This window comes from Mycobacterium sp. IDUB_28 (genome assembly GCF_055419285.1).
Window position 1 is genome coordinate 1 of the sequence record NZ_JBVAXK010000027.1, and the last position, 12,710, is coordinate 12,710.

The window sequence follows — 12,710 nt, forward strand, 5'->3', positions numbered from 1 at the left end:
AACCCACCCGACCATCCAGAGGAGGACGCTCAGTAAATACCGCGCAACGGTGCCTCATTCAGGTTGACAGGTTCCGCGGCCATCGTGGACGGTGGCACCTTCCTGCTTTCCACCCTCGATTCGGTGCTGCCGCAAACCACCAGTCTGCTCAAGACGAGCCGGGTGGTGTTGACCCTGGCCGCCGACAAGAACGCCGGACTGGCTGCCGCCACTGTGGGTCTCAACCGGACCCTGGCGGGGGTCGCTAGAATGCAGGGCGGGTACCGGCGGCTGACCGAGCAGACACCGCGGACGCTGTCGGCCATCGACAGCCTGTTCACCGACAACTCCGAGACCATGGTGCAGTTGCTGGGCAGCCTGGCCACCGCCGCGCAGTTGCTCTACCTGCGGGTGCCTGCGCTGAACGCGCTGTTTCCCGATTACCGCGGATCCGTGCTCGACGCGGTGGCCAGTGCCTTCCACGACCATGGCGTGTTCGCGACGGCGGAGCTGTATCCGCGGTACGCGTGCAACTACGGCAACCCGACGCATTCACCTTCGGCCGCAGACTATTTCGAACCATTCATGTACACCTACTGCCGCGACGACGACCCCGGGGTCGGTATCCGGGGAGCCAAGAATGCGCCGCGGCCGGCCGGCGACGACACCGCCGGCCCCCCGCCCGGTGCAGACCTGGGCCGGCGAACCGACCCGACGCCGCGGGGCCGCTACACGATTCCCACCCCCTACGGCGGCCCGACCCTACCGATCGAACCCCCGCACTAATCCCGACAGCACGAGGAGACACCGATGACCGCAATTACTGAGAAGACCATCACTCTCGAAAAGATCGCTGCTGCAACGGAAACAGTCGAGGATACCGACATCGACGATTCGGGGACCAAAGACACCGAGTTCGAAGACACCGCCGCGGAGGCGGAAGACGCAGACCAGGCAGACGAGGTAGCCGAGGACGAAGATGACGACAGTGCGCTGCTGAGCAAGAAGTCCAAGAAGAAGAGGGATAAGACCCGCCGGCCGTGGGGCAGCTATCTGCGCCGCGGCATCATGCCGGTGTTGCTTGTTGCCTCCCTTGCAGTTTCGGGCTTCCTGGGGTGGCAGCAGTGGCAACAGCATCAGGCGCAGGTGGCCGGTGAGCAGGCCCAGCAGGCGGCGATCAAGTATGCCGGAGTGCTTACCAGCATCGACTCCAACAACGTCGACGAGAACTTCCGGCAGGTGCTCGACGGCTCGACCGGGGAATTCAAGGACATGTACACCCAGTCCAGCGTGCAGCTGCGGCAACTGCTGATCGACAATAAAGCCACCGCGCACGGGGTGGTGGTGGACTCGGCGATCGCGTCCCGATCCGCGGATAAAGTCGTGGTGTTGGTCTTCATCGACCAGACCGTGGCGAACATGGCGGTGCCCGACCCGCGCATCGACCGCAGCCGCATCAAGATGACGATGGAAAAAGTCGACGGTCGCTGGCGCGCCGCCAAAGTTCAACTGCTGTAGCCGAATCGGAGTGACAAGCTGTGATCAGAAGAATCGTCGCCGCAGCGATGCTGCTCGCGACCGCCGGCAGCTGTTCCGCCCTGCACGTGGCATCCGCGAATGCATCGGCGGAGTCGTTCTGCGGCGAGCTCGGCGGCGGTTGGGACGGGCAGTACTGTCACACCGCGGTCACCTCGGAGCGCAACGCCGTACGCGACATCAAGGTCGCGGTGCCCGTCGACCTCGTCGACAATCAGACGACCGGTCCGGTGATCCGCGACTACCTGCGCACCCTGGTCGGGAATTGGCGACGCGCCAACACAGCCATGGCCGCCGACAGTTATGGCGAGGAGAACTTTCAGGTCTTCCAACACGGCAATCTGCTCAGCACGGTGTTCCACGAGGACTATCACGCCGACGGGCCCAAGCCGAACAACGCCTATCGCACTTTCACCTTCGACATGGCCGGCGGTCGGCGCGTGCAGCTGGCGGACCTGACCAACGGTTCACTCGGCGCAATTGCGGGACCGGCCCAGCCGTTCATCGAGACCGCGCTCAATCAGGCTGCGCCGCCGCATGATCCGGGAACCTACCCGTTCACCGTCGACCGGTGGACCCCGGACAAGGTGTACTCCGGTAGCTACCGCGCCTGGGCGTTGACCCCTGATGAATTGATTCTCTACATGCCCGACTATCCCGTCGGCCATGACGAGCCCATCAACTACTTACCCGGACTGCCGCAGTGGTACATGGATGGCGGCACGGTCGAGGCGCACATTCCGCTGGCCGCGCTCGGCGGCGTATTGCGGGCCTGAGGGTGGCAATCGGTCGCTAAGCGTTGGCGTTGCCGGCGCGCCACTGGTCCCACGGGATGTTCCAGTCGCCCAGGCCCTCGGTACCCGGCAAGATGCCGCCCACGGTGTTGATGACCTCGACGATGTCCCCACGCTTGCTGTGGTCGTAGAACCACACCGCGTTGCTGGGGCTCACATTCAGGCAGCCGTGGCTGGTGTTGGAGTGGCCCTGGGCGCCCACCGACCACGGCGCGGAGTGCACGAAGATTCCGCTGTACGAAATCTGGGTGGCCCAGTCCACGTCGGTGCGATATCCGTTGGGCGAGTTCACCGGAACGCCGTAGGTCGACGAGTCCATGATGATGTGCTTGAACCGGGCGCCGACGGTGTAGATGCCGTTGTTCGTCGGCGTGCTGTCCTTGCCCATCGAGGTCGGCATCGTCTTGACCACTTCACCGTTGATCTTCACCGTGATGGTCTTGGTGCTGTCATCGGCGGTCGCGATCATCTCGTCGCCGATGGTGAAGTGCATCTTGACGTTGTCCTCACCGAACATTCCCTCGCCGAGGTCGACCCCGTAGGTGTTGACAGCGACGTCGACGTTGGTGCCTGGCTTCCAGAAATGTTCTGGGCGCCAACGCACCTCGCGTCTGTTCAGCCAGTAGAAGGCACCCTCGACGGGCGGGTTGGTGGTGATTTTGATGGCTTTCTCGGCGGCGGCCCGGTCAGCGATGTTCTCGTCGAACCGGATCGCTACCGGCTGGCCGACGCCCACTGTCTCACCGTCACTGGGGACCACGTAGGGCATGGTCAGGTGCGCCGGGGAACTGGTCTGGAAAGTCATCTTCCGGTCGGCGACGCCACCAAGTCCGGTCGCTTTGGCATTGAGCGTGTAGCGCCGGTTGTAGCCGAGGTGTTCGCTGGTTTGCCAGTGCAGCCCATCCGGGCTGAGCTGTCCGGCGATCTGCCGGCCGTTCTCATTGATCAGCGTGACCGAAGCCAGCACCCCGTCGGCGACGGCGACAGTCACCGGCGCGTCCACGGTCACCCCTACGGCCCCGTCGGTGACCGACGCGGTGAGCTTGGGGACCAGCAGATCGGCAAACGGTGTGCCCTTGTTCTCGATCACCTTGGCGGCGACCGGCCCGTTGCCGCCGCTGCCGCAGGCGACACCACACACAGCAACCAAGACCATGGCCAGAACCAGCCACGGTCGACGTCTGCGCAAAGGCGCCATCAAGTGACCTTTCAACTTCTGCTCGCTCACGATGGTCGCCGCTGACCTCGGATTCCCGCCGCATTTGCCTGGGTTCGGTCCCCAGCATCTTCCTGGATTGTTTCCAGTATTGTAGTGCCTCCCCGCCACCCACCGAGGCCGTCCGGAGGATTACCTTTGCTGGTGCTGTAGCTCACTGTGAGGGATTTCGCTCTGCGACGCAATGCCTGTTATTGTCGAGAGCCGGTCTCAGACCGAGCACGCGCCGTTAGCTCAGTTGGTAGAGCAGCTGACTCTTAATCAGCGGGTCCGGGGTTCGAAACCCTGACGGCGCACTGGTCAACGGGTTTTCCATACCGCGACTGTACCCATCGGTGTACACATCCGCGCTCCTTCCGAGCTTTCGAGCGCGCCCCCCGCCCACTAGCTCGGCGGCCCAGGAGTCCCACAACTCACCGGCACCAATGCGAACGCATCTCTGGGCGGACACCGGCCGCCGCCCAACCCAGCACGGGAATGCGCCGGGGCCGCGAGCGCCTTCGGCACCGCCGGTTCTGACATAGTCAATGCTCACTCGGTGGCCGCCACTGCACGACACCTAACTCTCCCGGGCGACGGCTCCGGCTGTCGATCTGCTCGGCGTCAGCATTCGCGCCAGGTCGGTGGTGTCAGGAAGCAAAGCCACCAACTTCGGCGGTGCGGTGGCTGCCTCGGTCTCGATGGTGCTTCCAGCGTTCTTGACTTCGGCGGGTGCGATTTGAACGAAGTCACCGCTCATTCGACATCCCCTCTGCGCCTACCCCGAAGCCGGACACAACGGTCCTCCGTCGCTGCCACTCACCGTATAACGATCAAGTTCGGAGGTTGCGTCGCTGTACCCGACGAGCAGGATGAATAACGTCACCAGCAGAACACCTAATACACCAAGCGTCGCAAGAACTTTCAGCCACCAGCGGTGCGCTCCGATTAGGACTAGCACTGACGCGGCAACCAGGCAGACCATGGTGGGGATAACAAATCCGATCGTTGCCCCACCCGTCGCGGTGAGGTTTGGCGCAGGTGGCCAGGGCATGGCGCAGTGATTGCTCTCCAGCTGATGCACCCAGGCGTCAACTCGCCATGCACCCACATACAGAGCCACCAATGAACCGGCAAGCAGTGTCGCGGCAGCAACGAACCACCACCTAGCCCGTTTCACAACAGCGAAATTGCTCATCGCGCTCCCGGCGGGCGAACGACGACCACGGTTTGAGGGTCCTGTTCCTGGAGCCTGATTGGCAACCGGTCTTCCAGGCTGTAGTTGACCGCGCCCGGAGTGTGCTGGGTGTAGAGGACGTCGCCGTTCGGAAGGACGCTCGACACTATTGCTGCATGGTGGCTGACTTCACCGTTGTGCGCGGCGGGGTCACTCCAGTTGAAATAGATGACATCGCCGGGACGAGCCTGCGAGACAGGAACCGGAGCCCCACCGCTATTCACCAGAAAGCTCCGTTGTTCGTCGGCGTTGTACCAGGACTTCGTATACCGGTACTGATCAGCATCGAAATTTCGATCGGTGAAGGGGATATGGACGCTGGGCACATTGGGTATCGGGTTGGCCCAATCCTCTTTACTCCAACGGCCTTCCACTTGTCGTAGACCACCTACCCGCAGCGATTCCGACACGAAGAATGCGCAGTTGTTAGGAAAACGGTCGAGACCCTCGTTCGGGGCGTTGGCGTACGCCCACCTTAAGGCCTCAATAGGGTTGTATCCCGTGCCGTGGTTGGTCAGCTGAGCTTTGACGTCGGCCGGTATGCCGGGCAGATCGAACAACTCCACGGGAGCGGCAAGACGAAGTTGTTGCTGCTGTTGCGGGGTTAGAGCCGCCCACCACTTCCCGACCTCCTCCGGGGGGAGGCCATCTGGGAGCTGATCGCGCATCTCTTCAACAGCGTTGCGCACAGCCGTGCTCTGCGCGTTCTGCGCTTGCTCCACGGTGATGTCGTCGGGGTTGAGGCTCACCGCGCTCAAGGCATCGGCACAGAGCTGGTCCGCCTGTGTGGCGGCTTCCACTGCGTCGGCAATCCGTTGCTGATATCTCAGCGCGGTCATGAGATCGCTGACCGGGTCGACACTGGCTTTAGGTGTACCGACTCTACCGTCGTCACTCACCGAGAAACCCTTGCCTGTGGCTTCGGCGACTGCAGCATTCAGCTCGCGCTGGGCGATTTCCACCGCGTCCTGCAAGGTGTCGAGCGGGGTGGTCGCTCCGCGCGCCAGGATGCCCATGTTGGCTGTTCGTCCGGCGAGCTGGACCAGCACGTTGCGTGCCAGGGTGCCGGTGTGGTCGGGCCAGTGTTCTTCAAGCGGCTTGGCACCGTTGGCGTGGATGTGCTCGCGGTACGCTCGGACTGCTTGGCCACTGCCAGGAGGTCATCGGCGGCTGTTTGCCACAGCCCGGGCTGCGCGTCGCGCAACTGCGCGAAGGTGACCACGACCCTCCCCCACGTCGATTGGTCCGGCCGGAACGGTAACAGGATATGTGGGTGCCGGGCTGAGCCGTGAAGAGTTGCGCGAAGGGGATGCGCACTTGACTGACCAAGTTGCGATCTACCTCAGTCGGTCGATGGTGGCGTGCAGGGGGTCCAGCACGCCATCGTTGAGGCCGTGTGCACGGTCGTAGTCGGAGATCGCGTCGGCCAGGCGGTCGAGCCGGTCGTTGAACGCCGCACCGCACACTTCAGAGATCGCATCTGCGAGTTCGTCCGCCGGGACACGAGACACTCGGTCGTCTAGCCACACCTCGGCGCGCAGCCCCGGGTATCGACCCTGACCTCCACCAGACCGCCCTCTGACTTGGCCTCCCCAACCACGCCGTCCAGCAAATTAGCCAAGTCGTCGAGGCCGGCAGAGTCGTCGCTAACCCCTACCATTTTGGCTCCCCCGGTGTCACTGACATTTGTAGAGTACGGAAGCCTGTCGAAGAGTAGACAAGCTTCATGCGGGCGAAAACCGGAACACGTGGCGGTCCTGACGTACTGCGAAATTCGGTGATGCGCGCAGACTGCCAAGTGGTGTCAGTATCCGACAGCAGCAACTCCGTACTGCGCCTGCGCACTGGTATACCCGTCGATGCTCACCAACTGATCGATAAGTCCGCTGCGGGAAAAGGAGGTGACGCTGAGGTACTGCTTCGCCGCTTTCGCGGCTTGTTGATTCCAGTCGACAGAGAGGCTGTTTACCGCGTATGAGGCATCTTCCGTTGAATAGCCGTCAATGCTTACGAGCTGGTCGATGAGTCCGGTTCGCGAGAATGGGGCGACATTGAGATACTGCTGCGCTGCGCGTAGAGCGTTTTGCTGGCCCATCGGACTCTGAGGTAGCTGACCTACCGGACTGGCGGGCACTTCATATCCCATGGGTGCTGCCTGCGCCTCGCCCTCGGAGACACCGCCGAGTACCAGAAGAACGCTGCTCACAGCAACTGTATGGGTCAGGACATTTTTGACTGTTCGTCATCGGGACATGGTTGACGTGCAACCTGGGCCTGCGACGGTCTCGCGGTGGTCACTTCAGAGGTTCCTGAATCGGATTCCGACGTTGCGGCACGTGTCATGGTCGAGATCCGTCTACGCGCTGTCAGCGAGGTCAATGACGGCGCACCTGTCAGCGAGGTCGCCGAACGCTACGGCGTCACCCGGCAGACGGTCACAGCGTGGCGCAAGCGCTACGTGACCGGAGGTCTAGACGCCCTGGCCGATCAGTCGCGTCGCCCGCATTCCAGCCCGGGCCGTATCGCTGCTGATGTCGAAGCGTTGATCTGCGAGATGCGCCGCCACCACCGACGCTGGGGCGCCCGTCGAATCGCCTACGAACTGACACTCGAAATTGGTGGCCAGGCTCCGTCTCGCTCCACGACCCACCGCGTACTGGTGCGCAACGGTTTAGTGAATAGCCAAGAGCAACAACATAAACGAGTCTACAAACGAGGGGCACGGGAAGCGCCAATGCACCTGTGGCAACTCGATATCGTTGGCGGGGTGTTCCTGGCCAACGGGCGCGAACACAAGATGCTCACCGCCATCGACGATCATTCCCGCTTCGTTGTCGCCGCCACGGTGTTGCCGGTCCCGTCAGGTCCTGCGGTGTGCGATGCGTTCCTGGCCGCGATAGCCCGCTGGGGTGTGCCGTTTGAGGTGCTCACCGACAACGGCAAACAGTTCACTGGCAAGTTCACCCGGCCACTACCCGTGGAGGTCCTCTTCGAGCGGATCTGCCGCGAGAACGGCATCACCGCCCGACTGACCAAACGCCGCTCCCCGACCACGACCGGCAAGGTGGAGCGGTTCCATCGAACCTTACGACGCGAACTGCTCGACGAGACAGGGGCATTCGAGTCTATGCAGGCCGCCCAGGCAGCGATCGACGAATGGGTACACGCCTACAACACGGTGCGCCCTCACCAATCGCTGGACATGGCCACCCCAGCGAGCCTGTTCCGCAGCCGAGCCACCGAACCCGTTGCGCACCCTGGTGCCGACACCGCCCGCCCCGACGAGCCCACCGCTTCCCTTCCGCTGAGGTCAGCATCGAACAACGGCAGTGGGACCCAGCCCATCGAAATGGAAGCTCGCGTGCCACCGTCGGGGGTGATCGTGATCGCGGGCTTACAACAGCTCTGGGTGGGCAAGAACTACGCCGGATTAACGGTGACACTGTGGATCCACCTGTCCAGCATCCACATCCTGCTCGCCGGAGACGTCATCAAGACCTGCCGTCGCGAGTGACCACCGCCGATCTCGAACGCCTCTCGCAGCGTGGAGTCCGGACCGGACGCCCTGACCCCGCAGGCCAAGCACCGACCACCGTCGGGACCGCTGCAGGACCGAGACCGATCGAGATAGAGCGCACCGCCAGCCGCGACGGCATCGTCGTTGTCGGAGGCCACCAACTCGCACTCGGCGCGGGCATCGCCGGAACCAGGGTCACATTGCGACTCGACGTCGGCCTCATCCACGCCACGGCCGGCAACATGCTGCTGAAAACTCTGCCGAACCCGTTACCGTTCAACGAGATTGAGCTGATTAAGGATGCCCGACCCGCGACGTCGGCACTGCCACCACCGCCACCAGCAGGACCCCAGAGCGTGCAGCGGCGAGTTCCCAAAGACGGCGTCGTGATGGTTGCGCGGCCAGCGACTGCGAGTCGGACGAACACACGCCGGAACCATTGTCACCATCGTGATCGAAGACCATCACTTCCGCGTGCTCGACGGCATCAAAGAGCTCTCACTACACGCGCGGACATCCACCACACCCATCCGCAACTTCAACGCTCACCGCCCCCGGAAACGGTAACCATGTCCCGACAACGATGCGTCACCCATGTCCTGAGACCACACAGGTCAGTGTTAAGCGGCATCGGTTGGAATCGCGTCAACGACACGCTCGGCCCCGTGCTGCGTGACACGGACGGACGCGTCTTTACGATGGATACATTGCCGGAGATGTTGACCGTCTCACCGTTTCCGCAACTGCGCGGCCTGTTGTCTCACTCAGACTGACGTAAGCGTCTGCTCGAACCCCGTAGTCATCGGCGAGTGCCGAGGGCTTACTTGACCTAGGAGAACGCCGCACTATCCGTGGCGCAATCAAAGCTCGAATATCATTGCGGCGGTGGCTTTCCGAGTCCGTTCAATGCGGTGGCGACACGGCTGAGGCCGGTCGCGTTGTCGGCGTCGATGTTCATCCCGAAAGGGTTGTCGGCGTTGTACATGGCTTGCGCCGAGGAAACTATGGCGTTGCCAGTTCCGGCCAACCTGGTGATCGTGGACTCCATCTCGCGCTTCAGCGAGTCCGCCAAAGCGACCAATTTAGGCCCAGTAACGAAGCCCGGATTCCCGCTGGCCGCAGGTTGCGCCGAGTCGAACAGCGGAACCAGCGCGGCGCGTGCCGTGGCTGCCTCGGTCTCGATGGTGCTTCCAGCGTTCTTGACCTCGGTGGGTGCAATTTGAACGAAGTCACCGCTCACTTGTAAATCCTCTCGGCATCAACCAACCAGATATTGGCACGGCAACGTGTCTCCGGTTGAGTCGTTCACGAAGATGAGCAGCACGACAAGCCAAAGTCCCAATATCAAGACGACTGCGATGACAACTGCGGCAATGACTTTGGTCCACCATCGATGACGACCGATCAGTACAAGTATTAGGCCGATGAGTAAGAAAACCATCGCGATGACGACGAGGCTGAAGCCTGCCTGCCCGAGCATGTCCGTGTCGGGGTGCGACGGCAGTGGTGGCATGCAGTTTCGTCGCAAGACCTCGCGTTCCCAGACGTGATTGCGCCACGAACCAATACCCAACGGCACTGCGGCAACGCAGAACAAGATTGCAGATACGACGAACCACCACCGAGACTTCCGGACCCATAGCGTGCCGATGAGGGTCATCACCGGGTCCCCTGCGGCCGAACTATCGTCACACTCTGGTTTCCTTGCTCCTGTAGCCGCATCGGCATCCGGTCCTGAAGACTGTAGTCAACAGCGCCGGGCGTGTGCTGGGTGTAAAGCACGTCACCATTAGGCAGTACAGCGGACACTATCGCCGCGTGATGACTTAGCTCACCTTGGTGAAAAGCGCAGTCAGCGTAGTTAAAGTAAGCGACGTCCCCCGGACGAGCAGCCGACTCAGGTACCGCCGACCCACCAGTATTGAGAAGGAAAAGCCGTTGTTCGTCAGCGTTGTACCAGGACTTGGTGTAGCGAACCGAATCCGCATCCTTACCATGTAGTTCGGGAACCCACGGCGGCACTGCGGGGACATCGGGCACCGAATCGAGCCAGTCGCGCTTTGCCCACTGACCTTCCCTCTCAGGCAATCCGCCACGGCGCAGCGACTCGGACACGAACAGCGCACAGTTGTTATTGAACCTATTGAGACTTTCGTTGTCGGCGTTGGCTTTAGCCCACCGGATCGCCTCGATGGGGTTGTAGCCGTTGCCGCCGTTCGTCAGCTGAGCTTTGACGTCGGCGGGTATGCCAGGCAGGTCGTACAACTCTACGGGAGCGGCAAGACGAAGTTGTTGCTGTTGCTGCGGAGTCAGAGCCGCCCACCACTTGCCGACCTCCTCCGGGGGCAGGCCGTCTGGGAGCTGATCGCGCATCTCTTCAACAGCCTTGCGCACTGCCGCGCTCTGCGCGTTCTGCGCTTGTTCCACGGTGATGTCGTCGGGGTCAAGACTCACGGCGGTCAAGGCGTCGGCACAGAGCTGGTCGGCCTGGGTGGCGGCCTGCACGGCGTCAGCGATCCGTTGCTGATACTGCAACGCGGTCATCAGATCGCGGACCGGGTCCACGCTGGCTTTGGGCACATTAACTATTCCGTCGTTGCTGACCGAGAAGCCCTTGGCGGTCGCGTCGGATACTGCAGCGTTCAGTTCTCGCTGCGCGATCTCCACCGCGTCCTGCAACGTGTCCAAGGGTGTGGTGGCACCCCGCGCCAGGACGCCGGAATTGACCATGCGTGCGGCAACCTGAACAAGCACGTTGCGGGCCAGGGTGCCGGTGTGATCGGGCCAGTGTTCTTCGAGCGGCTTGGCACCATTGGCGTGGATATTGCCCGCCGTCCGCTCGGACTGTTTGGCCACTGCCAGGAGATCATCAGCGGCGGTTTGCCACAGCCCAGGCTGCGCGTCGCGCAACTGCGCGAAGGTGACCACAACCCCTCCCCCTGACCATCGACCTGGCCGGAACGTTTACAGGGTATTCGGTATGCCCACCTGACCGCGCCCCGCTGCGCGACCGACCTCACCCACGTGCGGACTACCTCAACCGGTCGATAGCGGCGTGCAGATGGTCCCGCACACCATCGGCAAGACCGTGTGTGTGGTCATAATCCGAGATCGCGTCGGCCAGCCGATCAAGCCGGTCATTGAATGCCGCACCGCACACCGCTGCAATCGCCTCTGCGAGTTCATCCGCCGGAACACGCGACACGCGGTCGTCCAGCCACACTTCCGCGACTCGGCCCTGGGTGTCGACCTTGACCTCCACCAGGCCACCCTCCGACTTGGCCTCACCAACGACGTTGTCGAGCGAATTGGCCAGGTCGTCGAGGTCGGCTGCGCCGTCGTTTACCCCCACCATGTCGGCTTACCCACCACCTCGCTGGCATGCAACACCATCGCCGTCCCGGTCCAGCGCCGGGTGGTAGTCGATATCTCCGCGCGGGATATTTGTCCTGCCGTCAGCCCAGGCCTCGCCGCAGTTCGCGTAGTGATGCGGCAGGTTCGGGGGGAACAGCGCTGGTGGTCAAGTTGCTGGTGCTGACGGGGGCGGTCCCCCAGTCGTAGCGTCCCACTTGTATCCAGCAAGTAACGATGCGGATCTGCTCTGGGGTAAACCGCCTCGCGGGCGGCTCCTCCTGCTGAGGTGGTTCCGTCATAGCCCTACGGCCTGAAAGCGGGAGCAATAAATCCAGAGTCACGGATCTCCCAAATCCGGTCGCTACTCACCCCGTCGAAATTGATCTTGTCCAAGGTTGAACGCTAATAAGTCACGTTGACGACGATGTCGTTCGCGGTGTTCCCGTACTGATCTTTCATCGGGAAGGTGCCTTGGACAGTCACCTGAGCAGCTAACCGTTGCGCTCAACGCTTTGCATACAGAGAAGGCCGAGAACGAGTTCAAAGAGGCGATCAAACCGTTGACGTCCGCACAAATAGCCTTCAACTACGCGATTAAGGACGCGATTGCGGCTCTAATCCCTCAGCCTGCCTCTCCAAGACCCTCCCTCCTGCAGCGATTGACTAGACGGATTCGCCGCCAGGGAGAAGTACCAGCTCATCTCGAGAAGTAAGGATTGGGCGCTTAGGTCGGGTCGTCGGATGGTAGCGATGGCGGCACCGGGGCGTCGGTGATGGTGTAGTTGGCTTCGGCGTCCTGGTGGTCAAGAACGCGGATATAGGTGCCGTCGAAGCCGAACCATTGACCGTTGGTGACAACGACATTCTCATTGCCGCGCTTGGAGAAGACGATCTGCCAGGGTGGCGGCATGCTCTCGTCACCGATAATCGGCTTGATCTCCGGGAACCAGTGCCGTTGAGTCGCAACGTGGATCGTGTTGCATCCGAGTGAGGTGAGCCCCCTGTAGTGGTCCAGTCGTTATGGGACTCTGTTGCCCGAGTGCTTGGGCAGGAAGAATCACTAACGACATGGCATCGAACAGGCGCCGGCGGCATACG

Annotated in this window: 14 protein-coding genes, 1 tRNA gene and 3 pseudogenes; 5 read left to right on the forward strand and 13 right to left on the reverse strand. The window is 62.2% G+C overall.

The genetic code is table 11. The annotated features are described in order from the left end of the window. Positions 1-66 precede the first annotated feature (66 nt). From ACZYZ9_RS26245 to ACZYZ9_RS26255, 3 genes and pseudogenes are all read left to right on the forward strand, one after another. Positions 67-765: pseudogene (locus ACZYZ9_RS26245) on the forward strand (MlaD family protein); the annotation flags it as partial. 24 nt (positions 766-789) lie between these two features. Beyond that, on the forward strand, positions 790-1,497 hold the full coding sequence (locus ACZYZ9_RS26250) for a DUF3329 domain-containing protein (protein ID WP_463829078.1): 708 nt from the start codon (positions 790-792) through the stop codon (positions 1,495-1,497). A gap of 20 nt (positions 1,498-1,517) precedes the next feature. Further along, a complete protein-coding gene (locus tag ACZYZ9_RS26255) occupies positions 1,518-2,291 on the forward strand; it encodes a mannan-binding family protein (RefSeq protein ID WP_463829079.1) in 774 nt (257 codons plus the stop codon). Positions 2,292-2,307: 16 nt separating this feature from the next. Here ACZYZ9_RS26255 and ACZYZ9_RS26260 read toward each other — a convergent pair whose 3' ends face one another. Continuing rightward, on the reverse strand, positions 2,308-3,507 hold the full coding sequence (locus ACZYZ9_RS26260; RefSeq protein WP_463829090.1) for a L,D-transpeptidase: 1,200 nt from the start codon (positions 3,505-3,507) through the stop codon (positions 2,308-2,310). Between the two features lie 241 nt (positions 3,508-3,748). Between ACZYZ9_RS26260 and ACZYZ9_RS26265 the strand changes: the two genes are divergently transcribed. Beyond that, positions 3,749-3,821: transfer RNA gene (locus tag ACZYZ9_RS26265), tRNA-Lys, on the forward strand. Positions 3,822-4,084: 263 nt separating this feature from the next. Here the strand turns inward: ACZYZ9_RS26265 and ACZYZ9_RS26270 are convergent. The 5 genes from ACZYZ9_RS26270 to ACZYZ9_RS26290 all read right to left on the reverse strand — a co-directional run bounded on the left by ACZYZ9_RS26270 (position 4,085) and on the right by ACZYZ9_RS26290 (position 6,947). Further along, positions 4,085-4,264 carry a hypothetical protein gene (locus ACZYZ9_RS26270; protein WP_463829080.1) on the reverse strand — a complete coding sequence of 60 codons (180 nt, stop codon included), beginning with the start codon at positions 4,262-4,264 and terminating at the stop codon, positions 4,085-4,087. 18 nt (positions 4,265-4,282) lie between these two features. After that, entirely contained in the window at positions 4,283-4,702 is a 420-nt protein-coding gene (locus tag ACZYZ9_RS26275) for a hypothetical protein (RefSeq protein ID WP_463829081.1), read from the reverse strand. Then, the gene (locus tag ACZYZ9_RS26280) at positions 4,699-5,790 is read right to left on the reverse strand and encodes an amidase domain-containing protein (RefSeq protein WP_463829082.1); all 1,092 of its coding nucleotides are present in this window, start codon (positions 5,788-5,790) and stop codon (positions 4,699-4,701) included. The genes ACZYZ9_RS26275 and ACZYZ9_RS26280 overlap by 4 nt, the downstream gene beginning before the upstream one ends. A 288-nt stretch (positions 5,791-6,078) precedes the next feature. Further along, entirely contained in the window at positions 6,079-6,252 is a 174-nt protein-coding gene (locus ACZYZ9_RS26285) for a hypothetical protein (RefSeq protein ID WP_463829083.1), read from the reverse strand. A gap of 293 nt (positions 6,253-6,545) precedes the next feature. Continuing rightward, positions 6,546-6,947 carry an Ltp family lipoprotein gene (locus ACZYZ9_RS26290; protein WP_463829084.1) on the reverse strand — a complete coding sequence of 134 codons (402 nt, stop codon included), beginning with the start codon at positions 6,945-6,947 and terminating at the stop codon, positions 6,546-6,548. Between the two features lie 135 nt (positions 6,948-7,082). Here ACZYZ9_RS26290 and ACZYZ9_RS26295 point away from each other — a divergent pair. Next, positions 7,083-8,825 (forward strand): annotated as a pseudogene (locus tag ACZYZ9_RS26295) (IS481 family transposase). A gap of 307 nt (positions 8,826-9,132) precedes the next feature. Here the strand turns inward: ACZYZ9_RS26295 and ACZYZ9_RS26300 are convergent. The 7 genes and pseudogenes from ACZYZ9_RS26300 to ACZYZ9_RS26330 all read right to left on the reverse strand — a co-directional run bounded on the left by ACZYZ9_RS26300 (position 9,133) and on the right by ACZYZ9_RS26330 (position 12,522). Further along, the gene (locus ACZYZ9_RS26300) at positions 9,133-9,498 is read right to left on the reverse strand and encodes a hypothetical protein (protein WP_463829085.1); all 366 of its coding nucleotides are present in this window, start codon (positions 9,496-9,498) and stop codon (positions 9,133-9,135) included. Between the two features lie 18 nt (positions 9,499-9,516). Next, the gene (locus tag ACZYZ9_RS26305; protein WP_463829086.1) at positions 9,517-9,918 is read right to left on the reverse strand and encodes a hypothetical protein; all 402 of its coding nucleotides are present in this window, start codon (positions 9,916-9,918) and stop codon (positions 9,517-9,519) included. Further along, positions 9,918-11,186 (reverse strand): amidase domain-containing protein, encoded by a 1,269-nt coding sequence (locus tag ACZYZ9_RS26310; RefSeq protein ID WP_463829087.1) that lies wholly within the window; start codon positions 11,184-11,186, stop codon positions 9,918-9,920. Before ACZYZ9_RS26310 ends, ACZYZ9_RS26305 begins: the two co-directional genes overlap by 1 nt. A gap of 103 nt (positions 11,187-11,289) precedes the next feature. Beyond that, entirely contained in the window at positions 11,290-11,613 is a 324-nt protein-coding gene (locus tag ACZYZ9_RS26315; RefSeq protein WP_463829088.1) for a YbaB/EbfC family nucleoid-associated protein, read from the reverse strand. Between the two features lie 6 nt (positions 11,614-11,619). Continuing rightward, entirely contained in the window at positions 11,620-11,769 is a 150-nt protein-coding gene (locus ACZYZ9_RS26320) for an excalibur calcium-binding domain-containing protein (protein ID WP_463829091.1), read from the reverse strand. 146 nt (positions 11,770-11,915) lie between these two features. Then, a pseudogene (locus ACZYZ9_RS26325) lies at positions 11,916-12,104 on the reverse strand (DUF2510 domain-containing protein); the annotation flags it as partial. Between the two features lie 232 nt (positions 12,105-12,336). Further along, positions 12,337-12,522 (reverse strand): hypothetical protein, encoded by a 186-nt coding sequence (locus tag ACZYZ9_RS26330; RefSeq protein ID WP_463829089.1) that lies wholly within the window; start codon positions 12,520-12,522, stop codon positions 12,337-12,339. Between the last annotated feature and the right edge of the window lie 188 nt (positions 12,523-12,710).